The sequence below is a fragment of the Streptomyces bacillaris genome, assembly GCF_003268675.1.
Lineage (GTDB): Bacteria > Actinomycetota > Actinomycetes > Streptomycetales > Streptomycetaceae > Streptomyces > Streptomyces bacillaris.
Genome location: NZ_CP029378.1, coordinates 1,192,753 through 1,214,566, shown reverse-complemented (window position 1 = coordinate 1,214,566; position 21,814 = coordinate 1,192,753). Strand labels below are relative to the sequence as shown.

Genomic DNA, 21,814 nt, shown 5'->3' with positions numbered 1-21,814 from the left:
CACCGCTCCGCCCGTCAGCGCACCCCGGCGACCTGCGCCGATGGGGGCACGGCGGGCGGGGCGGAGGGGGTGGCGGCCGTCCCGGGTGCCGCGACCGCGCCGGTGGCCGTGGCCGTCGTACCGGGCGTCATGGCCGTCCCGGCCGCCGCAGCCGTTCCCTGTGGTCCCGAGCGGGCCACCCAGCCGCGTTCGTACGCGTGCCAGCCCAGCTGGAGCCGGGTGGAGACCCCGGTCAGCTCCATCAGCCCCTTGACCCGGCGCTGCACGGTCCGCAGCCCCAGCTCCAGCTGCTTGGCCACACTGGCGTCGGTCAGTCCGGCCAGCAGCAGCGAGAGGATCTCCAGGTCCGTCGCGTCCGGGCCGACGCCCTCCTCGCGCACCCCGCACCCGCCCTCCCCGAGCCGCAGCGGCAGGGCCTCCCGCCACACCGCCTCGAAGAGGCCCATCAGCGACTCCAGCAGCCCGCTGGCGTGGACGACCAGAGCGGCGGGCTCGGCACCCCGCCCGGTCAGCGGCACCATCGCCGTGGTGCCGTCCGCGATCATCAGCTTCGTCGGCACCCGGTCGACCACCCGGCACTGCTCGTCCCGGCCCAGCGCCGCCGACAGCTCCAGGATCCCCGACGGCAGCGACAGCACCTCGCGCTCGACGACCACCCGGTAGACGACCCCGCGCGAGGCCGCCCGCTCCTCGGCCTCGTTCTCCGTACCGGTCACCGCGATCGGCTTCCCGGTGACCAGCGCGCACACCTCGGACGCGGCCCCCAGCTGCACCTGGTGGAAGCGCTGGGCGACCGCCGCCGCCCCGGTCACCACCTCCACCAGGTCGTGCACCTCGGGCTCGCTCGCCTCCGCCCGGTACTCCTCCGCCAGCAGCGCCGACGCCAGCTCCGCCCGCTCCAGCTCATGGCGCTGCTGGGTCAGCAGGGCCCCCAGCGCCACGCCCGGCGGGGCCGCCACCCAGCGGCCCGGGCGCGCCGAGGACTGCGCGGCCAGCCCCTGCTGCTCCAGCCGGCGCAGCACCCGCTCGGCCTCCGCCTCCGGGAGGGAGAGCCGGTGGGCGAGATCGGGGAGTTCCGCCGCCCCGGCCGCCACCAGTGCGCGGTACGCGGCCTCCTGCCGCTCGTCGAGACCTATGGCCCCCAGCATTCCCTCGACCTCCCCGGTGTGGTGATCGCGCGTCGCAGCGCCCGTTCCGGCCGGTCGGCGCCGTGGCGGGAAAGGGCCACGGCGTAAACCCGCCGCGAACATCATCCCCTGTACCCCTGGCCCCTCTGCCACTGTTGCGCCACCGCAGCACCAACAACCTCCGGAATACGGCCCCTTGGGCTGCTTCGTTCCGGAACGACCTGGGGAGAGCGATGCGCCCGATATCGCGTACGGCACTGGGGGCGGCGACCGCCGCCGTGCTCGCCGTCACCGCGATCGCACCGTCCGTGGCGGCGCCACCGGACGAGCGAGCCGCCGACCGACCGCTCACCGGCAGCGTGGCCGCCGGACCGGCCGCGAAGCCCGTCACCCTGACCCTCGTCACCGGCGACAGGGTGCTGGTGACCACGGACGCCTCGGGCGCCTCCGCCGCCACGGCCCTGCCCCGCCCCGACGGCACCACCCCGCTCCTCCAGACCCGGCAGTCCGGCAGCGACCTGTACGTCTACCCGGAGGCCGCCGTCGCCGCGCTCGCCCGGGGCACGGTCGACGAGGAGCTGTTCAACGTCACGGGGCTGATCCGCCAGGGGTACGACGACAGCGGCACCGATTCCGTCCCGCTGATCGCCACCTACACCGCCGACGCCGCCCGCACCGCCCCCCTCACCCCGCGCGGTGCCGAGCGCGGCCAGGCCCTCCACGCCATCGACGGCCTCGCGCTGAAGGCCGACAAGAAGCGGACCGCCGACTTCTGGGCCGACCTCACTGCACCCCGCTCCCGGTCCGGCGCCGGTCTCAAGAAGCTCTGGCTCGACCGCAAGGTCCGGGCCACTCTCGACAGGTCGACCCAGCAGGTCGGCGCCGACCGTGCCTGGGCCGCCGGCTACGACGGCACCGGCACCAAGGTCGCCGTCCTGGACACCGGGGCCGACGCCCGGCACCCGGACCTGGACGGCCGGATCACCGCCTCCGAGAACTTCACCGACTCCGCCACCACCGACGACCTCCGGGGCCACGGCACCCATGTCGCCTCCACCGTCGGCGGCTCCGGCGCGGCGAGTGGTGGGAAGAACAAGGGGGTGGCCCCGGTGCCGACCTCCTGGTGGGCAAGGTCCTGAACGACAGCGGCTCGGGCGCCGCCTCCTGGATCATCGCGGGCATGCAGTGGGCCGTCGACAACAAGGCCGACGTCGTCTCCATGAGCCTCGGCAGCGCGGAACCCACCGACTGCACCGACCCGATGAGCCTGGCCGCCGAGGAACTGTCCAGGAACAAGGGCACCCTGTTCGTGGTCGCGGCCGGAAACCTCGGCCCGTCCCTCAACACCGTCTCCTCGCCCGGCTGCGCGCCCGGCGTCCTCACCGTGGGCGCGGTCGACCGGGACGACGCGACGGCCTCCTTCTCCAGCCGGGGCCCCACGATCGCCTCGCACACCCTCAAGCCCGAGATCACCGCGCCCGGCGTCGCCATCTCGGCCGCGTCCGCCGGGGGACGCGGCTCCCAGGCGTACCGCGCCATGTCCGGTACGTCGATGGCGACCCCGCACGTCGCGGGCGCCGCCGCCGTCGTCAGGCAGCGCCACCCCGGGTGGACCGCCCAGCAGATCAAGGCGGCGCTCGTCTCCTCCGCGAGGAGCGCGGTCCCCGGTGACGTACGGGAGACCGGTGGCGGCCGTCTCGACGTCGACCGCGCCGTCCGTACGCCGGTGCTCGGCGCCCCCGCCGTCCAGGGCGGCACCTTCAACTGGCCCCAGGACAGGAGCGACCGGACGACGGTGCCGGTGCCGTACACCAACACGGGCGGCACGGCGGTGAAGCTCTCGCTGAAGGTCGCGGGCGTCACCGGCAACGACGGCTCGGCCGTCCGCTCGAAGGTCGCCTCCCTCGGGCGGGCGACCGTCACCGTGCCCGCCGGGGCCACCGTCGAGGTCCCGCTCGCCCTCGACCCCGCCGCCCGGCTGACCGCAGCCCAGTACGGGGACGTCACCGGGCGGATCCTCGCCACGGGGCCCGGGGGAGTGACGGTCTCCACCCCGTTCTCCCTCTACGTGGAGCCGGAGACCGTCACCCTGCGGGTCAAGCTCGTCGACCGCGACGGAAAGCCCGCCGGCGGGGTCTCCTCGGTCGACCTCATCGGCACCGACACCGCCTCCGGTGAACGCCGCTTCAACCAGGGCGCCACCGACCAGACGTACCGGGTCCGCCCCGGCGCGTACTTCGTCTCCAGCTTCATCGCCACCCCCGACACCACCGACGGGGCCGGCCATCTCGTGGCGTCGGTAGGTTATCTGGCGAGGCCTCAGCTGAACCTGACCAAGGACACCACCCTCGTCCTGGACGCCCGCAAGGCCCACCGCCTGCGGGTGACCACCGAGGACCGGGCGAGCGAGACCCGTGGTGCGACCCTTTCCTTTGGGCGCAGTTGGGACGGCACCTGGCTGCACTCCGGCTCCCTCGCGGGCACCGGCATCATCAAGGAGTACCTGGCGGACGTCCAAGGGGCGGCGCGTGACGGGGATTTCGAGTTCGCCTCCTTCTGGCGCGCCTACGCCCCGCAGATCGAGAAGTTCTCCCTCGTCGGCGGTCCCGCCCTGCACCCCAGGCCCGCCACCACCGGCTCGGTCAACCTGGACGGCACGGGCCGCGCCGAGGTCGTCGACGCGGGCGCGGGCACCCCTGCCGAGCTGGAAGCGGCCGGGGCGGAGGGGCGGATCGCCCTGGTGAAGGTGGCCGACGGCGCCTCCAACGTCCTCGCCCAGGCACGGGCCGCCGAGGAGGCCGGGGCCACCGCCCTCCTGGTGCACCGCCCCTCGGCCGGTGACTGGCAGCCCGGCATCGGTTACGGGGCCGCGCCCCTGCCGGTCCTCGCCCTGCGCGCCGATGAGGCCGCCGTACTGACCGGGGCGCTCGGCAAGGGGAAGGCGGAGGTCTCCTGGCGGGCCACGGCCGTCAGCCCGTACGTCTACAACCTGTCGTTCCCGGAGACGCGGCCGGTCACCTCCGACCGCACCTACAAGGTCCGCGACCGGAAGCTCGGCTCGGTCGTCTCCACCCATGAATCCATGGGCGTGGCAGCCGACTTCGTCGACACGCTCCTCGTCTCCCGGCCCTACGGCGGAACCTTCGGCGCCTCGAACCTCGATGTGGTCGCCGCACCGGGCAAGCGCACCGAGTACTACACGGCGGGCGGCACCGTCTGGCAGAAGATGCTCTCCTCCAGCTTCCCCTGGGGCGAGCTGATGACCGGCAACGCCCGTACGTACCAGGCCGGTCGGACCACCACCGAGGCGTGGTACCGGGGGCTCCTCGTCCCCGGTGCCCCGCGCGACGCGACAGGGAAGGAACTGCTGGCCGGTGAACGCCAGGACAACCTGATCGGGTTCGCCCCGGCGTTCATGACCGACTCCGAACACGTGGGCCAGCAGGGCTCGTTCGGTGACATCGGCAACGTACGGCTCACCCGGAACGGCGAGTCCGTGGGGGAGAGCGGCTACCCGTTCGGTGTCTTCACCGTGCCCGCCGAGGACGCCGCGTACGAACTCACCCTGATGACCACGAAGATCGGCTCGCCCGCCGCCGTCTGGAAGCGGTCCACGCAGACGGAGACCACCTGGAAGTTCCGCAGCGAGCGGAAGCCGGAGGTTCCGTCCCAGCCGCTTCCGCTGCTCTTCCCGCGCTACGGCGTCCCGGCCGACGGGATGAAGACCGTCCTCGCGAAGGACGGCCTGCGCATCGGCCTCGCCGCCACCGGGCACGCCGGTCACACCCCCGGCAGGATCACCGCCGCCACGGTCTCCTTCTCGTACGACGGCGGCGAGACCTGGCACGCGGCGGCCACGGCCCAGCAGGGCGGGACGTGGACGGCGACCGTCGACCACGCGGACGCGGCGGGCCGGACGGTCACCCTGCGCACCGAACTGACGGACGCCGACGGCAACTCCGTGGTGCAGACGGTGAACGACGCCTACGCCGTGCGCTGACCCGATGAGCGGCTGAGCTGGTGAGCCGCTGATCACACCGACCGGTCCGCCGGGCGTCCTTCCCGTGGGGGGTGGGGCCGCCCGGCCGACCCCATTTACGGGCCACTTTTTGGCGATGCTCCGTTTTCGGACGGGGCCCGCGGTGGACAATAAGGGCATGAGTCAGCAGGGGGAGAAGCCCGTCGCCCACGAGGACGACTGGTGGCGGAAGCTGTACGACGAGACCGCGCCGGACACGGGTCCGAGCAGCGCGCCCGACAGCCTCGACGACCGCTTCGACTCCGTGTCGGACACGGTGAGCAGAGCAGCGGCCCCGGAGCGGAGACCGGCGCCCGGACCCGCACCCGAGGCGCGGGCCGGACGGCCGCCCGAGCCACGGGCGGAGCGGAGACCGGAACCGGAGGTGGGGGCGGAAGCTCTGCCGCCGGAGCCCTGTCAGGGGGCGCGGACGGGGCCGGGACCGGAGGAACCCGGCGGACCCGGCCCCGCCTCCGCGCCCGCGCCGCGGCCCGGAAGCCTGGCGGAACCGCGGGCAGAGCGGGAATCGGAGCAGCGGGGCGCGCCTGAACCTCTGCCCGCGCCGCCCAGAAGGCCGACGGAGCCGTCGCAGGAGTCGGGCGTACCGGGGCTCGCCTCCGCGCCCGCCTCCGTGCCCGCCCCCGAGCAGCGCCCCGAACGGTCGGCCGCTCCGGCCCCCGAGCCGACCCCCGACCCTCGGTCCGCCTGGGACGCGTGTCCAGCGGCCCCCGCGACCGCCCCTGCCCCCGTTCCCGATCCCGCTCCACCCGTCCCGGCCGCCTCACCCGCACCGGCTCCCGCCGCTGTGCCCGGACCCCGTAACACCGTCTTCCCCGCTCCCTGGGAGGCCCCCGCAGGTCCGCCCGGGCCCCGCCCCCGTACCTTCGCCGCGCCGAAGCCGCCCGAGCCGGAGCCCGAGGTGGTGGCCGACGAGAGTGCCACCGTCCCGGACCCCAGCGCCTTGCACCGGCTCCCGCCGGACTGGGCCGCGAGCGACGCACCGGCCGACGGGGGTGGTGGGACCCGGCCGCTCGTCGACCATCTGGGGGACCGGCCGCCCACCTACGACGCCGACCCCGCCGCGCTGCCCGCCGCCACCTCGGAGAACCTGGACGCCCTGGTCCCCGACACCGTCCTGGACGGCGCCCGGTACGGGACGTACACCCTGCGGGCCGCCTCCGTGCGGGGGGACTCCGCGCGGTTCCGGGGTGAGCCCCGGCGGGATGCGCTGCTCACCGCACGGTTCGGGGCCGCCGAGAGCGCCCTCGTGCTCGTCGCCGTCGCCGGGGGCGTACGCGGCGGTGAGGGGGCGCACCTCGCGGCGGCCGACGCCTGCCGCTGGATCGGCGGGGCCGTGGCCCGCAGCCATGCCCGGCTCTCCGAGGACATAAGGGCGGGCCGCCGGGCCGACCTGAAGTCGGGGCTGCACCGGCTCACCGACCGTACGTACGGCAAGCTCCGCGCCCGCGCCGCCGAACTCGGCCTGGAGCCGCAGGAATACACCACCAGCCTGCGGTGCCTGCTGCTCTCCGCCGACCCCGACTGCCGTACCCGGGTCTTCTTCGGCGTCGGCAGCGGCGGCCTGTTCCGGCTCCGCGACGGGCGGTGGCAGGACCTGGAGCCGGTGATTCCGGAGCAGCAGCCCTCCGCCGCGGCCGACAGCCCCGGCGAGGAGGGGGCGGACGGCGACCGGCTGACCATGGACCTCCAGATCACCACGCCCCCGTCCCCGTACAGCGACGGCCCCGCCCCGCCGCCCGCCGAGCTGTTCCGGTTCCGGGCCTCCGTCGCCCGGCCGGGCGACACGCTGCTGCTCTGCAGCAACGGGCTGGCCGAGCCGATGCGCGGCGAACCGGAGCTGCCCGCCGAGCTGGCCGAGCGCTGGGGCCCGCCAGGGCCGCCCGGGCTGCCCGCCTTCCTCGCCGACACCCAGCTCCGGGTCAAGGGGTACGCCGACGACCGCACCTGCGCGGCCGTCTGGGAGGCGTAACCGCGCCCGCCGTGGGTTGATGGGTTCCGGAGACCGAACGGTCCGGCCGATGTTTCGGTCTCCGGAGTCCGGACAGCCGACAGGGCACGGAGCAGAGGGAGAAGGGCGCGCACCCATGGCCAAGCAGAACGTGGCGGAGCAGTTCGTCGACATCCTCGCCCGGGCGGGCGTCAAGCGTCTGTACGGGGTCGTCGGCGACAGTCTGAACCCCGTCGTGGACGCCATTCGGCGTAACTCGGCCATCGACTGGATCCATGTCCGCCACGAGGAGACCGCCGCCTTCGCCGCCGGGGCCGAGGCCCAGGTCACCGGTTCGCTGGCGGCCTGCGCCGGGTCGTGCGGCCCGGGCAATCTGCACCTGATCAACGGGCTGTACGACGCGCACCGCTCGATGGCCCCGGTCCTCGCCCTCGCCTCGCACATCCCCTCCAGCGAGATCGGGCTCGGCTACTTCCAGGAGACGCACCCCGAGCTGCTCTTCCAGGAGTGCAGCCACTACAACGAGATGATCTCCCACCCGGAGCAGATGCCGCGCCTGCTCCAGACGGCCATCCAGCACGCCATCGGGCGCGGTGGTGTCAGCGTCGTGACGATGCCGGGCGACGTCGCCTCCAAGACCGCCCCGGACAGGACCGTCGAGCACGCGCTGGTCACCTCGCGGCCGACCGTACGCCCCGGCGACGACGAGATCGACAAGCTCTGCCGGATGGTGGACCGGGCCAAACGGGTGACGCTGTTCTGCGGCAGCGGGACGGCGGGCGCGCACGCCGAGGTGATGGAGTTCGCGGAGAAGGTGAAGGCCCCGGTCGGGCACGCGCTGCGCGGCAAGGAGTGGATCCAGTACGACAACCCGTACGACGTCGGCATGAGCGGGCTGCTCGGTTACGGCGCCGCCTACGAGGCCACCCACGAGTGCGATCTGCTGATCCTGCTCGGCACGGACTTCCCGTACAACGCGTTCCTGCCGGACGACGTGAAGATCGTGCAGGTCGACGTGCGGCCCGAACACCTGGGCAGGCGATCCAAGTTGGACCTGGCCGTCTGGGGCGATGTGCGCGAGACGCTGCGCTGTCTGACGCCCCGGGTGAAGCCCAAGAGCGACCGCAAGTTCCTCGACCGGATGCTGAAGAAGCACGCCGACGCGCTGGAGGGGGTCGTCAAGGCCTACACCCGCAAGGTCGAGAAGCACACCCCGATCCACCCCGAGTACGTGGCCTCCGTCCTGGACGAGATGGCCGACGAGGACGCGGTGTTCACCGTCGACACCGGCATGAACAACGTCTGGGCCGCCCGCTATCTGACGCCCAACGGCAAGCGGCGGGTGATCGGTTCGTTCTCCCACGGTTCGATGGCCAACGCGCTGCCGCAGGCGATCGGCGCCCAGTTCGTGGACCGCGGACGGCAGGTCGTGGCGATGGCGGGCGACGGCGGATTCTCCATGCTGATGGGCGACTTCCTCACCCTCGTTCAGTACGACCTGCCGGTGAAGGTGGTCCTCTTCAACAACTCATCCCTGGGCATGGTGGAGTTGGAGATGATGGTCGGCGGGCTGCCCGCCTACGGCACCACCAACAAGAACCCCGACTTCGCCGCCGTCGCCCGCGCCTGCGGGGCGTACGGGGTGCGGGTCGAGAAGCCCAAGCAGCTGCAGGCCGCGCTGAAGGACGCCTTCAAGCACAAGGGCCCGGCACTCGTCGACGTGGTGACCGACCCCAACGCGCTCTCCATCCCGCCGAAGATCAAGGCGGACATGGTCACCGGCTTCGCCCTCTCGGCCAGCAAGGTCGTCCTGGACGGCGGAGTGGGGCGCATGCTCCAGATGGCCCGCTCCAACCTCCGTAACGTGCCCCGCCCTTGAGACCGTGAGCGACTCCCCCCGGCCCTGATGCGCTCCCTGCGCCGCCCGGAGCGCCCCTGACCGCATCCGTGGGGCGGCATTCCCCATGCGCCCCCCGCTGCCCCGGCCCGTGCTCTTCCGGCCGGATCGACAAGCGTGACCGTGCGCGTACAGGGGCATGCATCCCGTGAGGCTGTTCGACGGACGGCCGGGACAGAGGAGGTCGAATCGCTGTGCGGGCGGGGGAAACGGTGAAGCGTCAGAAGAGGGACCGGGCCGCCGAGGGGCGAGGCCCCCGGGGACGGAGACCGGGTGAGGCGCAGCAGCCGGCCCGGATGCGCCGCAGAGTGGGCCATACGGAACGGTCGGCGGTGGGGGAGGTCCGGCGCGAGCTGCGGGAGTTCCTCCGACATCGCTCCGGCGCCGAACGGATCGAGGAGGCGGAGCTGCTGCTGAGCGAGCTGGTGACCAACGCGCTGATCCACACCCGGCACGGGGCCGTGGTCACCGCGACGGCCACGCCCGCGGCGCTCCGGGTGGAGGTCCAGGACTTCGAGGCGGACCTGCCCGCGCCGTACGTACCGAACGCCGACGACGGTACGCACGGCCGGGGGCTGATCCTGGTGCGGAGCCTGGCCGACGCCTGGGGGGTCGAGGCGCGGGCCCTGGGGAAGGTGGTCTGGTTCGAGCTGCGCGGCGAAGGGGTCTGAACGCCCCTCCGCCGCACGGCGTGCGGGCCGGTGGCCCGCACGCTCAGCCGAACTGCTGCTCCAGATCCTTCAGTTTCTGCTCCAGCGAGTCGAGCCGGGGGAGTGTCTGGGTGTCGTCCTCGGCGGTGAGATCGACGGCCCCCCGGTCACTTCCCGGGGTCGAAGGGCCAAGGCTCTTCGAGTTCGAACCGTCCGCCGGCTGTGTCGGGCCGACGGCTTGCAGGGATGGCCGGGGGCGCAGAGGCAGCTGACCCGGCTCCGCTATGGCGGGCTCCGCGACGGGCGGCGCCGTGCCGCCCGTGCCCGAGGCCGCCGGGGCGAGTGCCTGGACGTCCACCTGGTGGCCGATGCGGCCGCGCCCCCAGGCCCGGTTCTGCCGGTTGAGGGCCTTGATACGGGCCCGCTCCAGCTTCGCCTGGTCGCGGCGGCGCACCCGGTCCTGTTCCCGCTCCTTGCGGTCCTCCCGCACCTCGTCCACCGCCTCGTCCAGGGTGCGGACGCCCTCCAGGAGCATCAGCGACCAGGCACCGAAGGTCTCCCGGGGGCCCGCAGCCAGCGGACGATCCGGATCTGCGGCAACGGGCGGGGCACCAGGCCCTGTTCGCGCAGCGCGGCCCGCCGGGTCTGCTTCAGCGCGCGGTCGAAGAGCACCGCGGCCGAGAGGGACATCCCCGCGAAGAAGTGCGGGGCGCCCGCGTGGTCCATGCCCCTCGGGGCGTGCACCCAGTTGAACCAGGCGGCGGCCCCGGCGAACGTCCACACCAGCAGCCGGGAGCCGAGCGCCGCGTCTCCGTGGCTCGCCTCCCGTACGGCCAGCACGGAACAGAACATCGCGGCCCCGTCCAGTCCGAACGGGACCAGGTACTCCCAGCCGCCGCTCAGGTTCAGGTTCTGCCGGCCGAAGCCGACGAGCCCGTGGAAGGAGAGCGCGGCGGCGACGGCCGCGCAGCAGAACAGCAGGACGTAACTGGCGGTGGCGTACAGCGCTTCCTTGCGTCGCCGGCGCTCCTCGCTGCGTTCCCAGGAGTCGTCGGCCGCGGCCTTGCCGGCGGCACGCCTGCCGCGAGCGACCACCGTCACCGCCGCCATGACTCCCACGAGCAGCACGGCGCCCGGAAGCAGCCAGTCAAGCGATATGTCGGTCAGTCTCATGCGCGGTCCCTTGCATCACGTAGGGCGTTTCGTGCGCCATCGTGACGGAATTCCCGTCCCGCTCCGCGGGTTTCGGGACAAGAGCACGCCATGGGGGTGGGAGAGGCTATCGATGGGTGGAATCTTCTCGAACTGCCGCGCGGTGAAAGCGAGTTGCGTTCGATTTCACGTCATCCGGAAGGGCGGTGTGGATCAGGGCCTTCCGTTTCCGTCGGGCGACCGGCCCGTCGGTCGGCCGGGCGGGAGTCAGGAAGCGGTGGCGAGCTTCCGGACCCGGTCGGCGTCACAGGTGCGCGGGCAGGTCACACAGGTGTCCTCGGGGCGCAGGGTGTAGAAGAGGCAGCAGCTCGCCCGGTCCCGGGTCGGCAGCGACTGCCCCTCGGGGCCGGTCAGCTCGCGGAAGCCCGCGGTGCCCACGTACGGCTTCGTAGTGCCGGGGAGCAGCAGCTCCAGCTCGGCCATCGCGCGGCGCTCCTCACCGAGCAGGTGCGCGATGTACCAGAGGCCCTCGACGATCTCGTCGGTCGCCATCCCCCACAGCGCCCGCTTCCCCCGCCGCATCCGCGGACCGAAACCTTCCAGCACCGGGGCCAGGTGTTCGGTGAGCGCGGCCAGCACCTCGGCCCGCAGCGCCGCCTCGTCCGGCACCACCCGGGCGCCGGGGAGGTCCGCCGCCGGGTCGTCCGGGAGGCAGGCGAACTCCCTCACCCGCACGGTCAGGTGCCCGAGCGCCCGCTGGAAGGCCACGTCCTCGACCGGGATGCGCGGCACCCGGCGGTGCAGGAACCAGGGCACGGTCACCAGCAGACAGGCGGGCCAGGCGTACCGGTGGAGGCCGAAGCTGGCCACCACGTCGGGGCGGGCCTGCTGTCCGTAGTCCCGGAGCACCTGGGCGTTGTCCCAGGCCAGGAAGGTGTCCACGGCGGCCCCGCCGGCGGCCAGCTCGGCCGCGCCGACCCAGCCGGCGCCCGTCGGGGCGCTCACGCCCTCGTCGAGCACCTCGGCGCGCAGACCGGGGAAGACCTCGGTCAGGCGGGTGTACGCGGCGGTCACGGGGGACGTCGTCGCGGCGCCGGCGAGCAGCGGGGTGAGGGTCATGCAGGGACCACCGAATCGGGATCGTGTGCAGGTAAGGTTTACCTTACCCGACGCAATCGATGTTTGAACTGCGGCCTCCTCCCTCTATCGTGCACGGGGGGCCGGGCGCACGCGACCCGGCCCGCAGGCAGGCCGAGGAGGTCCGGGTGGAGCAGGGCAGCGCGCGAGAGGGCGTACGGCCGCCGTACGCGCCCGCGGGCACCCCGGTGACCGGCCGGGTGCCCGAACAGCTGTGCGTCGGCCGTTCGCAGGACGTCGAGCGCGCCGGGGGCGCTCGCGGGGCCCGGGGCGAGCACACGCACGGCGAGCCGCCCGCCCCCCGTGTCGTCCGTCACTCCGTCCGGGGCCAGATCCTGGAGGCCCTGCGCGCCGCGCTCGTCGACGGCGAGCTGATCCCCGGCCAGGTCTACTCCGCCCCCGTGCTCGGCGCCCGCTTCGGGGTCTCCGCGACCCCGGTGCGCGAGGCGATGCAGCAGCTGGCCACCGAGGGCGCCGTCGAGGTGGTGCCGAACCGCGGCTTCCGGGTCAGCGAGCGCGGGCCCCGGGAGCTGGCGGAGCTGGCCGAGGTACGGGCCCTGATCGAGGTGCCGGTGATGCTCCGGCTGGCCCGCACCGTCCCGGCGGAGCGGTGGGCGGCGCTGCGGCCGCTGGCGGACGCCACGGTCGCGGCCGCCGCGGTGGGCGACCGGGCGAGCTACGCCGAGTGCGACCGGGCCTTCCACCGGGCGGTCCTCGCCCTGGCGGGGAACGAGCAGCTGGTGGCCATCGCCGACGAGCTGCACCGCCGCTCGCAGTGGCCGCTGGTGGCCAACCCCGCCACCCGCCGTGCCGACCTGCTGGCCGACGCCGCCGAGCACACGGCGCTGCTGGACGCCCTGACCGCCCAGGACCTGGCCGTCGTGCAGGCCCTCGTACGGGAACACTTCACGGGCGCGGACGTCTGAGGGCCCCCGGACGTCCGCGCACCCAGGCCAACGCCCCTCAGCCCGCCGCCGGTCGCGGACCCGGGACCCCGAGGTGCGGGGCCAGCCAGGTCGGCACCCCGCCCAGCAGCCGGAACAGCCGCCCCGCCTCCGCGCGCAGCCGGGCCGCCTCCGGTTCGGGCTCCGCCTCCGCCAGCGAGATCAGCGCCGGGGCCGTACCGACCAGATAGCCCAGCTCCTCCCGGATCCGCAGCGACTCCGCGAACCCGTGCCGGGCCTCGGCCAGCTCACCCTCCTGGAGCGCGAGGGCGGCGAGGTGGCGCCAGGTGAAGGAGAGCAGCAGCTCGTCGCCGCGCGCGGCCGCACCGGCGTGCGCCCGGCGGTAGGCGGCGCGGGCGGACTGCGGGGCGTCCGCGATGTTCTGCGCGATCAGCCCGCGCCGGAAGTCCAGCAGCGGCCGCCCGGGCGCGGTGGGGGCCAGCAGCGCCGCCGCCCGGCTCAGCGCCACGCTCGCCTCGTCGGCCCGGTCCCGTACGCCCAACAGGGTGGAGGCGTAGGCGAGATGGCCCCGCTCACAGGCGGCCCCGCCGCGCTCGTCGTCGGTGCGGGCCAGCGCCTCCGCGCTCCGCAGCGCGTCCTCGGCGTCGGTCCACCCCTCGCCGGTGTAGAGGCACCGTTCGGTCAGCAGGGCGGTGCGCTGGAGCGCCGCCGCCGGGTCGCTCGCCGCGTGCGGCTCCAGCAGGGCGGCCGCATCCGTCCAGCAGGCGCGGGACCGCAGCCGCCATACCGCTGTCTGGAGCGGCGGATCGTCATCTGCTGTCGTTCCGGAACCAGACATGGCGGTATCCGCCACATTGCCCTCCCCGAGCGCGCCATTGTGCTGTTGAGTACCGCCGCATCTCAGCACGGATCGGCACGCCGGGCCAAGAGGTCCGACCGATGTCAGGTGAAGGAATTCACAAACGGGGGGAGCGGACCCGCGCTCGGCGGGGCGCGCGGGTCAGCTCATACGCAGGGCGAGGAAGAAATCGAGCTTGTCCTCCAGCCGCGAGAGGTCACGGCCCGTCAACTGCTCGATGCGGCCGACGCGGTAGCGCAGTGTGTTGACGTGGAGGTGCAGCCGGGCCGCGCACCGTGTCCAGGAGCCGTCGCAGTCGAGGAAGGCCTCCAGCGTCTCGATCAGCTCCGCGCGGTGGCGCCGGTCGTAGTCGCGCAGCGGGTCCAGCAACCGGGCGGTGAAGGCGCGGCGGACGTCGTCGGGGACGAACGGCAGCAGCAGCACGTGCGAGGCCAGCTCGTGGTGGCCCGCCGCGCAGACCCGGCCCGGCCGGGCCGCCGCCACCCGGCGGGCGTGCCGGGCCTCCTCCAGCGCCCCGCGCAGCCCCTCGGCCGAGTGCACGGCAGCGCTGACACCGAGTGTCAGCCGCCCGTCGTCGGCGAGCCCCGCCGAGAGCGGTTCGCGTACGGCGGCGAGCAGCGCGTCGGCGTGGAGCGCGGGGTCCTGAGCGGCGGCCGTGGGGGCCGCGCCGGTCCCTGGTTTCGCCCCGGCCCCAGTCCCTGCCCCGGCTGCCGCCGGAGCCCCCGTCCCCGTCTCCCGTACGGCCCCGTCGCCGTCCGCCGGGAGACCGGCATCCGCGTCGGCGTCGGTGTCGGTGGCGTCACCTACCGTGTCCGGGAGGGGCGCGGGCCCGGCAGGGAGCGGTACGAGCGCGATGGCCTCCTCGCCCGTGTGGGCGACGGCGATCCGGTCGGCGGAGTCGGGGCCGCTGACCGCCGGGTCGACGAGGATCTCCTCCAGCAGCGCCTGGGCGACCGGCCCGCCCGCGATGTCTCCCGGGACCCCGCCCGGCGCGCTCGCGTCGGCGGCGGTCCAGTCGACCCGGGCCACCACGACCTGCCACTGCGGGGCCACCCCGAGGCCGGGCAGCAGGACCGGGGCGGCGACCCGGAGCCGGGCGGCGATCTCGGCCGGGGCGGCGCCCGCCTGGACCAGCTCCAGGACCTCCTGGGCGAGCCGTCGGCGTACCGTACGGGCCGCTTCGCGGCGGTCCCGCTCCACCGCGATCAGCTGGGTCACGCCCTGGAGCAGGTCCAGCCGGGCGGCCGGCCAGTCCGAGGCGTCCGCCTCCACGGCGAGCAGCCAGTCCGAGAGCACCGACTCCCGCACGTCCCGGGCGGCCGGGACCGCGCCCCGGCTGGCGTTCCGGATCGGGAAGAGGGAGTACGTCGTCCCCGCGACGGCCGCCCGGTGCGGGGCCCGGCGTCCGGTGCGGGTCGCGGCCAGGTGGTGCCCGGCGAGCGTGGCGCCCAGGGGGCCGGGCAGCGGGGTGCCCGCCCCGGCGATCTGGCGGCCGGTGGGGGAGAGGACCCAGGCCCGCAGGTCCAGGTCGGAGGTGAGCAGGTCCAGGACCACTTCGGGGCCGCCGCCCGCCGGGCCCGAGGTCATCAGCCGCCGGTGGCGGTCGACCACGGCCGCCAGATCGCCCGCCCGCTCGCCGGAGACCTGGCGTACGACATGCTCGGTGATCGTTGCGAATGCCACGGTCTCGTGCACCGCGAAGAGCGGCAGCCGGTGGTGGTCGCACGCCTCGACCAGATCGGCCGGGATGTCGCCCAGCTCCGCCTCGCCCGCCGCCAGCCCGGCCACCCCGGCCCCCGCCAGGATCCGGACGAACGGCTCGGAGTCGCTCGCGTCCCGCCGCCAGGCCAGCCCCGTCAGCACCAGCTCGCCGCCGGAGAGGTAGCGGCTGGGGTCGCGCAGGTCGGTCGTCATGACGCCCCGGACCGTGCGGTCCAGCTCGTCCTGGCCGCCGAGCAGCCGCAGGCCCAGCGCATCGGTCTCCAGCAGTGCGCGCAGCCGCATCTCGTCGCCGCCGATCATTCCGTAGGGGTGGGAGCAGGTGGGTGAAGCCGGGAAGGGGTGGGGGACCACAGGGGTGAACGGGTACCTGTGAATTACGGCGAGGTTACTGTTCCCCGCCATTCGTTCGAATCTACAAGACGAGGACGGAGACCAGCCAACTCCTTCAGTGTTTCGGTGACTGCACCCGCCGGGTCCTGGCTTGTGTACTGGGCCACACACCACGTGAACACCACATGAACGAGCCATACGAGCCAGTCGCGGGCCGGCCGTCCCCAGCCCCGGTGAACGACCCGATTGAGAAGAAGAGAGCCACTCATGGACTTCCTTCGCCCCGCCAGCTGGGAGGAGGCGCTCGCCGCCAAGGCCGAGCACCCCACGGCTGTGCCCATCGCGGGCGGTACGGATGTGATGGTCGAGATCAACTTCGACCACCGGCGGCCCGAATACCTCCTTGACCTGAACCGCATCGGTGAGCTGTCCGAGTGGGAGGTGGGCCAGGAGAGCGTACGGCTCGGCGCCTCCGTGCCGTACAGCTCCATCATGGAGCACCTGCGCACCGAGCTGCCGGGTCTGGCGCTCGCCTCGCACACCGTCGCGTCGCCGCAGATCCGCAACCGCGGCGGGGTCGGGGGCAACCTGGGCACCGCCTCGCCGGCCGGTGACGCGCACCCGGCCCTCCTCGCCGCCGACTGCGAGGTCGAGGCCGAATCCGTACGCGGTACGCGGCTGATTCCCATCGACGCTTTCTACACAGGCGTCAAGCGCAACGCCCTGGCGCCGGACGAGCTGATCCGCGCCGTGCACATCAGGAAGGCCGACGGACCGCAGCAGTACTCCAAGGTCGGCACCCGCAACGCCATGGTCATCGCCGTCTGCGCGTTCGGCATCGCCCTGCACCCCGAGACCCGCACCGTGCGCACCGGCATCGGCTCCGCCGCCCCGACGCCCATCCGGGCCAAGGAGGCCGAGGACTTCCTGAACGCCGCGCTGGAGGAGGGCGGGTTCTGGGAGAACGGAAAGATCATCACCCCCGCCATCGCCAAGCAGTTCGCCGCGCTCGCCTCCGGCGCCTGCAACCCGATCGACGACGTCCGGGGCACGGCGAAGTACCGCAGGCACGCGGTCGGCATCATGGCCCGCCGCACGCTCGGCTGGACCTGGGAGCAGTACCGCGGCGCGGGCCGCACGCTGGAAGGAGCTGCGTAACCATGCGAGTCAATTTCACGGTCAACGGCCGTCAGCAGGAAGCCGACGACGTGTGGGAGGGCGAGTCCCTTCTCTACGTGCTGCGTGAGCGTATGGGGCTGCCCGGTTCCAAGAACGCCTGCGAACAGGGCGAGTGCGGGTCCTGCACGGTCCGCCTGGACGGCGTGCCCGTCTGCGCCTGTCTGGTCGCCGCCGGTCAGGTGGAGGGCCGCGAGGTCGTCACCGTCGAGGGCCTGGCCGACTACGCCAAGCACCGCGAGGACGCCCACCCCGGCGGCGGCTGCGCCACCGGCGCCTGCGGCACCACCCTGGACTCCGCCAAGCGCTGGCAGGCCCGGCCCACCGACGGCCAGACCGGCGAGGCCGTCGAGCTGTCCCCGATCCAGCAGGCGTTCATCGACGCCGGGGCCGTCCAGTGCGGCTTCTGCACCCCCGGCCTGCTGGTCGCCGCCGACGAACTGCTGGAGAACACCCCCTCCCCGTCCGACCAGGACATCCGCGAGGCGCTCTCCGGCAACCTGTGCCGCTGCACGGGGTACGAGAAGATCCTCGACGCGGTCCGCCTCGCGGCCGCCCGCCAGGGAGAGGCGGTCCAGTCATGACGACGCACCCCGAAGCCACGGCACGCCCCGGAGCCACGGCACCCAGGGCCCAGACCGTACCGGCCGGAACGCCCACCAAGATCACCCAGGGTTCGCCCACCAAGGGCGGCATCGGCGAGTCCACGCTCCGCCCCGACGGCACCCTCAAGGTCACCGGCGAGTTCGCGTACTCCTCCGACATGTGGCACGAGGACATGCTCTGGGGCCAGACGCTGCGCTCCACCGTCGCCCACGCCGAGATCGTCTCCATCGACACCTCCGAGGCGCTGGCCACCTCCGGTGTCCACGCGGTGCTGACCTACGACGACCTCCCGGCCGAGATGAAGAACTACGGCCTGGAGATCCAGGACACCCCCGTCCTCGCCCACGGCAAGGTCCGCCACCACGGTGAGCCGGTCGCCCTCGTGGCCGCCGACCACCCGGAGACGGCCCGCCGCGCCGCCGCGAAGATCAAGATCGAGTACCGGGAGCTGCCGCTCGTCACCGACGAGGCCTCGGCCACCGCGCCCGACGCCCCGCTCATCCACGAGGGCCGCGACGACCACCACATCGGCCACGTCCCGCACCCCAACATCGTCCACCGCCAGCCGATCTTCCGGGGCGACGCCGACGAGGCCGCCAAGCGCGCCGACGTCATCGTCAAGGGCGAGTACGTCTTCGGGATGCAGGACCAGGCCTTCCTCGGCCCCGAGTCCGGTCTCGCCGTGCCCTCCGAGGACGGCGGGGTCGAGCTGTACGTCGCCACCCAGTGGCTGCACTCCGACCTCAAGCAGATCGCCCCCGTCCTCGGCCTCCCCGAGGACAAGGTCCGCATGACGCTCTCCGGCGTCGGCGGGGCCTTCGGCGGCCGCGAGGACATCTCGATGCAGATCCACGCCTGCCTGCTGGCGCTCCGCACCGGCAAGCCGGTCAAGATCGTCTACAACCGGTTCGAGTCCTTCTTCGGCCACGTCCACCGGCACCCGGCGAAGCTCACCTACGAGCACGGCGCCACCAAGGACGGCAAGCTCACGCACATGAAGTGCCGGATCGTCCTGGACGGCGGGGCCTACGCCTCCGCCTCCCCGGCCGTCGTCGGCAACGCCTCCTCGCTCTCGGTCGGCCCGTACAAGATCGAGGACGTCGACATCGAGGCGATCGCCCTCTACACCAACAACCCGCCCTGCGGCGCGATGCGCGGCTTCGGCGCGGTCCAGGCCTGCTTCGCCTACGAGGCGCAGATGGACAAGCTGGCCGCGAAGCTCGGCATGGACCCGGTGGAGTTCCGGCAGATCAACGCCATGGAGCAGGGCACCCTGCTGCCCACCGGCCAGCCCTGCGACTCCCCGGCCCCGGTCGCCGAGCTGCTGCGCCGGGTCAAGGCCCGTCCGCTGCCGCCCGAGCAGGAGTGGCTGACGGCCGGCGCCGACGGCACCTCCGTCGACGTCCGCGCCCTGCCCGGCGGGCTCTCCAACACCACCCACGGCGAAGGCGTCGTCCGGGGCATCGGCTACGCGGTCGGCCTGAAGAACGTCGGCTTCTCCGAGGGCTTCGACGACTACTCCACCGCCCGGGTCCGGATGGAGGTCATCAACGGCGAACCGGTCGCCACCGTGCACACCGCGATGGCCGAGGTCGGCCAGGGCGGCGTCACCGTCCACGCCCAGATCGCCCGGACCGAACTCGGCGTCAACCAGGTCACCATCCACCCGGCCGACACCCGCGTCGGCTCCGCCGGATCCACCTCCGCCTCCCGCCAGACGTACGTCACCGGCGGCGCGGTCAAGAACTCCTGCGAAGCCGTACGGGAGAAGGTCCTGGAACTGGGCCGCACCAAGTTCGGCACCTACCACCCGGCCTGGGCCACCGCCGAACTCCTCCTGGAGGGCGGCAAGGTCGTCACCGACGGCGGTGAGGTCCTCGCGGACCTGGCCGACGTGCTGGAGGACGAGGTCGTCGACATCGAGCTGGAGTGGCGCCACCGGCCCACCGAGGCGTTCGACCTCCGTACCGGACAGGGCAACGGCCACGTCCAGTACTCCTTCGCCGCCCACCGCGCGGTCGTCGAGGTCGACACCGAGCTGGGCCTGGTCAAGGTCATCGAACTGGCCTGCGCCCAGGACGTCGGCAAGGCGCTCAACCCGCTCTCCGTCCTCGGCCAGATCCAGGGCGGCACCCTCCAGGGCATGGGCGTCGCCGTCATGGAGGAGATCATCGTCGACCCGAAGACCGCGAAGGTGCGCAACCCCTCCTTCACGGACTACCTCCTCCCCACCATCCTCGACACGCCGACGATCCCGGTCGACGTGCTCGAACTCGCCGACGAGCACGCCCCGTACGGGCTGCGCGGCATCGGCGAGGCCCCCACCCTGTCGTCGACCCCGGCCGTCCTCGCGGCGATCCGGAACGCGACCGGGCTGGAGCTGAACAGGACACCGGTACGCCCCGAGCACCTCACCGGCACCAGTTCCTGACGGGCCGCCGGGTGATCTCCCACCGGTCGTCACCCGGCTGCCCCTGAGCGGTCCCCCCCCGGACTCTCCGGGCGGTGTGCTGAGCCGAGAACGTCACACTTTTCCGCACCCCGCACCGCCCGGAGACACCAAGCACCGCACCGCTCGCGGTTCTCCGCCGCGCACCGGCACCCACCGGCGCCCGGCAGCGCCTCACGGATCGACACGTGCCACCGGCACCTCCGTATCTGCCTCAACAGTTCGTCCCGGCCGTCCCCGGGTCGTGCAGCCGTCGCAGTCATCCCAAATCCCGCATTCAGGAATCTCCAAGCGGGTGCCCCTGTGAACCTTGGGAGTCAGGCATCATGACCCAGCAGTCAGTGGAACCGAAGACCAGCGCGGAGGCCGCGGGCCCCGGCTCGCGCGTGCCCGCCGGAAGATCATGGCTCGACCGGTACTTCCACATATCCGAACGAGGCTCCACGCTCGCGCGCGAGGTACGCGGCGGCGTCACGACCTTCATGGCCATGGCGTACATCCTCCTGCTCAACCCGCTGATCCTCGGCGGGGAGGACGTCAACGGCAACCTCCTCGGCCAGAGCGGCCTGATCACCGCGACCGCCTTCGCCGCGGCCGCGACGACCCTGCTCATGGGCTTCGTCGGCAAGGTGCCCCTCGCGCTGGCCGCCGGGCTCAGCGTCTCCGGTGTGCTCGCCTCGCAGGTCGCGCCCAACATGACCTGGCCGCAGGCCATGGGCATGTGTGTGATCTACGGTGTGGTGATCTGTCTCCTGGTGGTCACCGGCCTCCGCGAGATGATCATGAACGCGATCCCGCTCGCGCTGAAGCACGGCATCACCATGGGCATCGGGCTCTTCATCGCCCTCATCGGCCTCTACAAGGCCGGCTTCGTCCACCAGGGCACGGCCACCCCCGTCTCCCTCGGCCCGGCCGGTGAACTCGCCGGCTGGCCCGTCCTGATCTTCTGCGTGACCCTGCTCCTCATCTTCATGCTCCAGGCGCGCAACATCCCCGGCGCGATCCTGATCGGCATCATCGTCGGCACCCTGGTCGCCATCGTCGTCAACGCGATCGCCGACATCGACGCCAAGGCCTGGAGCAGCGGCCCGCCCGCCCTCGACGGCAGCGCGGTCGCCATGCCCGACTTCTCGCTCTTCGGGAACGTGGAGTTCGGCGGCTGGGGCGACGTCGGGGTGATGACCGTCGGCATGATCGTCTTCACCCTGGTGCTGGCCGGCTTCTTCGACGCCATGGCCACCATCATCGGCGTCGGCACCGAGGCCAAGCTCGCCGACGACAAGGGCCGGATGCCGGGCCTGTCGAAGGCGCTGTTCGTCGACGGCGCCGGCGGTGTCATCGGCGGTGTCGCCTCGGGCTCCGGCCAGACGGTCTTCGTCGAGTCGGCCACCGGGGTCGGTGAGGGGGCCCGGACCGGGTTCGCCTCCGTCGTCACCGGTCTCTTCTTCGCCGCCTGCCTCTTCTTCACCCCGCTCACCGCGATCGTGCCGACCGAGGTGGCCTCCGCCGCCCTCGTCGTCATCGGCGCGATGATGATGCAGAACGCCCGGCACGTCGACTGGGGCGACCGCTCCGTCGCCATCCCGGTCTTCCTGACCGTGGTCCTGATGCCCTTCACGTACACCATCACCACCGGTGTCGCCGCGGGTGTCATCGCCTACTCCGCCATCAAGCTCGCCCAGGGCCGGGCCCGCGAGGTCGGGGCCTTCATGTGGGGGCTGACGGTGATCTTCCTCGTCTTCTTCGCCCTCAACCCGATCGAGAGCTGGCTCGGCGTCCACTGACGCCGGCCGACCACCCCCTCCCTCATCCAAAGG

12 protein-coding genes and 2 pseudogenes are annotated in these 21,814 nt (G+C 73.1%); 9 read left to right on the top strand and 5 right to left on the bottom strand.

Annotated features, from left to right (window positions below; translation table 11 throughout):
- Nucleotides 1–14: 14 nt before the first annotated feature.
- On the bottom strand, nucleotides 15–1,148 hold the full coding sequence (locus DJ476_RS04970; protein WP_103417517.1) for a helix-turn-helix domain-containing protein: 1,134 nt from the start codon (nucleotides 1,146–1,148) through the stop codon (nucleotides 15–17).
- A 212-nt stretch (nucleotides 1,149–1,360) separates the two neighbouring features.
- Here DJ476_RS04970 and DJ476_RS04965 point away from each other — a divergent pair.
- The 4 genes and pseudogenes from DJ476_RS04965 (at nucleotide 1,361) to DJ476_RS04950 (ending at nucleotide 9,682) form a co-directional block, all read left to right on the top strand.
- Nucleotides 1,361–5,127: pseudogene (locus DJ476_RS04965) on the top strand (S8 family peptidase).
- Between the two features lie 157 nt (nucleotides 5,128–5,284).
- Nucleotides 5,285–7,135, top strand: a complete 1,851-nt coding sequence (locus DJ476_RS04960; RefSeq protein ID WP_112489938.1) for a protein phosphatase 2C domain-containing protein — start codon at nucleotides 5,285–5,287, stop codon at nucleotides 7,133–7,135.
- Nucleotides 7,136–7,250: 115 nt separating this feature from the next.
- On the top strand, nucleotides 7,251–8,993 hold the full coding sequence (locus DJ476_RS04955) for a pyruvate dehydrogenase (protein ID WP_112489937.1): 1,743 nt from the start codon (nucleotides 7,251–7,253) through the stop codon (nucleotides 8,991–8,993).
- A gap of 314 nt (nucleotides 8,994–9,307) precedes the next feature.
- Nucleotides 9,308–9,682, top strand: a complete 375-nt coding sequence (locus DJ476_RS04950) for an ATP-binding protein (RefSeq protein WP_318294363.1) — start codon at nucleotides 9,308–9,310, stop codon at nucleotides 9,680–9,682.
- Between the two features lie 43 nt (nucleotides 9,683–9,725).
- Here DJ476_RS04950 and DJ476_RS04945 read toward each other — a convergent pair.
- Both DJ476_RS04945 and DJ476_RS04940 read right to left on the bottom strand, forming a co-directional pair.
- A pseudogene (locus DJ476_RS04945) lies at nucleotides 9,726–10,834 on the bottom strand (DUF2637 domain-containing protein).
- Nucleotides 10,835–11,080: 246 nt separating this feature from the next.
- On the bottom strand, nucleotides 11,081–11,932 hold the full coding sequence (locus DJ476_RS04940; protein ID WP_070204589.1) for a (2Fe-2S)-binding protein: 852 nt from the start codon (nucleotides 11,930–11,932) through the stop codon (nucleotides 11,081–11,083).
- A gap of 146 nt (nucleotides 11,933–12,078) precedes the next feature.
- Here DJ476_RS04940 and DJ476_RS04935 point away from each other — a divergent pair, with 146 nt between their 5' ends.
- Entirely contained in the window at nucleotides 12,079–12,876 is a 798-nt protein-coding gene (locus DJ476_RS04935; RefSeq protein WP_112489936.1) for a GntR family transcriptional regulator, read from the top strand.
- 37 nt (nucleotides 12,877–12,913) lie between these two features.
- On the opposite strand, the gene DJ476_RS04930 is transcribed toward DJ476_RS04935, so the two are convergent.
- Together DJ476_RS04930 and DJ476_RS04925 are read right to left on the bottom strand one after the other, a co-directional pair.
- On the bottom strand, nucleotides 12,914–13,693 hold the full coding sequence (locus DJ476_RS04930) for a hypothetical protein (protein WP_208853471.1): 780 nt from the start codon (nucleotides 13,691–13,693) through the stop codon (nucleotides 12,914–12,916).
- 162 nt (nucleotides 13,694–13,855) lie between these two features.
- Nucleotides 13,856–15,718 (bottom strand): PucR family transcriptional regulator ligand-binding domain-containing protein, encoded by a 1,863-nt coding sequence (locus DJ476_RS04925; RefSeq protein WP_112492439.1) that lies wholly within the window; start codon nucleotides 15,716–15,718, stop codon nucleotides 13,856–13,858.
- 315 nt (nucleotides 15,719–16,033) lie between these two features.
- Here DJ476_RS04925 and DJ476_RS04920 point away from each other — a divergent pair, with 315 nt between their 5' ends.
- From DJ476_RS04920 to DJ476_RS04905, 4 genes are all read left to right on the top strand, one after another.
- On the top strand, nucleotides 16,034–16,924 hold the full coding sequence (locus DJ476_RS04920; RefSeq protein ID WP_053558695.1) for an FAD binding domain-containing protein: 891 nt from the start codon (nucleotides 16,034–16,036) through the stop codon (nucleotides 16,922–16,924).
- Between the two features lie 2 nt (nucleotides 16,925–16,926).
- Nucleotides 16,927–17,526, top strand: a complete 600-nt coding sequence (locus DJ476_RS04915; RefSeq protein ID WP_053558694.1) for a (2Fe-2S)-binding protein — start codon at nucleotides 16,927–16,929, stop codon at nucleotides 17,524–17,526.
- On the top strand, nucleotides 17,523–19,979 hold the full coding sequence (gene pucD / locus DJ476_RS04910; RefSeq protein ID WP_112489934.1) for a xanthine dehydrogenase subunit D: 2,457 nt from the start codon (nucleotides 17,523–17,525) through the stop codon (nucleotides 19,977–19,979). Before DJ476_RS04915 ends, pucD begins: the two co-directional genes overlap by 4 nt.
- Before the next feature lie 344 nt (nucleotides 19,980–20,323).
- The gene (locus DJ476_RS04905; protein ID WP_103417527.1) at nucleotides 20,324–21,781 is read left to right on the top strand and encodes an NCS2 family permease; all 1,458 of its coding nucleotides are present in this window, start codon (nucleotides 20,324–20,326) and stop codon (nucleotides 21,779–21,781) included.
- The last annotated feature ends 33 nt before the right edge of the window (nucleotides 21,782–21,814 follow it).

Coding starts and splice junctions, on each gene's coding strand:
- DJ476_RS04955 (WP_112489937.1), top strand. CDS start 7,251: ATGGCCAAGCAGAACGTGGCGGAGCAGTTCGTCGACATCCTCGCCCGG.
- DJ476_RS04915 (WP_053558694.1), top strand. CDS start 16,927: ATGCGAGTCAATTTCACGGTCAACGGCCGTCAGCAGGAAGCCGACGAC.
- DJ476_RS04905 (WP_103417527.1), top strand. CDS start 20,324: ATGACCCAGCAGTCAGTGGAACCGAAGACCAGCGCGGAGGCCGCGGGC.
- DJ476_RS04940 (WP_070204589.1), bottom strand. CDS start 11,932: ATGACCCTCACCCCGCTGCTCGCCGGCGCCGCGACGACGTCCCCCGTG.
- DJ476_RS04950 (WP_318294363.1), top strand. CDS start 9,308: ATGCGCCGCAGAGTGGGCCATACGGAACGGTCGGCGGTGGGGGAGGTC.
- DJ476_RS04970 (WP_103417517.1), bottom strand. CDS start 1,148: ATGCTGGGGGCCATAGGTCTCGACGAGCGGCAGGAGGCCGCGTACCGC.
- pucD (WP_112489934.1), top strand. CDS start 17,523: ATGACGACGCACCCCGAAGCCACGGCACGCCCCGGAGCCACGGCACCC.
- DJ476_RS04960 (WP_112489938.1), top strand. CDS start 5,285: ATGAGTCAGCAGGGGGAGAAGCCCGTCGCCCACGAGGACGACTGGTGG.
- DJ476_RS04930 (WP_208853471.1), bottom strand. CDS start 13,693: ATGTCTGGTTCCGGAACGACAGCAGATGACGATCCGCCGCTCCAGACA.
- DJ476_RS04925 (WP_112492439.1), bottom strand. CDS start 15,718: ATGCGGCTGCGCGCACTGCTGGAGACCGATGCGCTGGGCCTGCGGCTG.
- DJ476_RS04920 (WP_053558695.1), top strand. CDS start 16,034: ATGGACTTCCTTCGCCCCGCCAGCTGGGAGGAGGCGCTCGCCGCCAAG.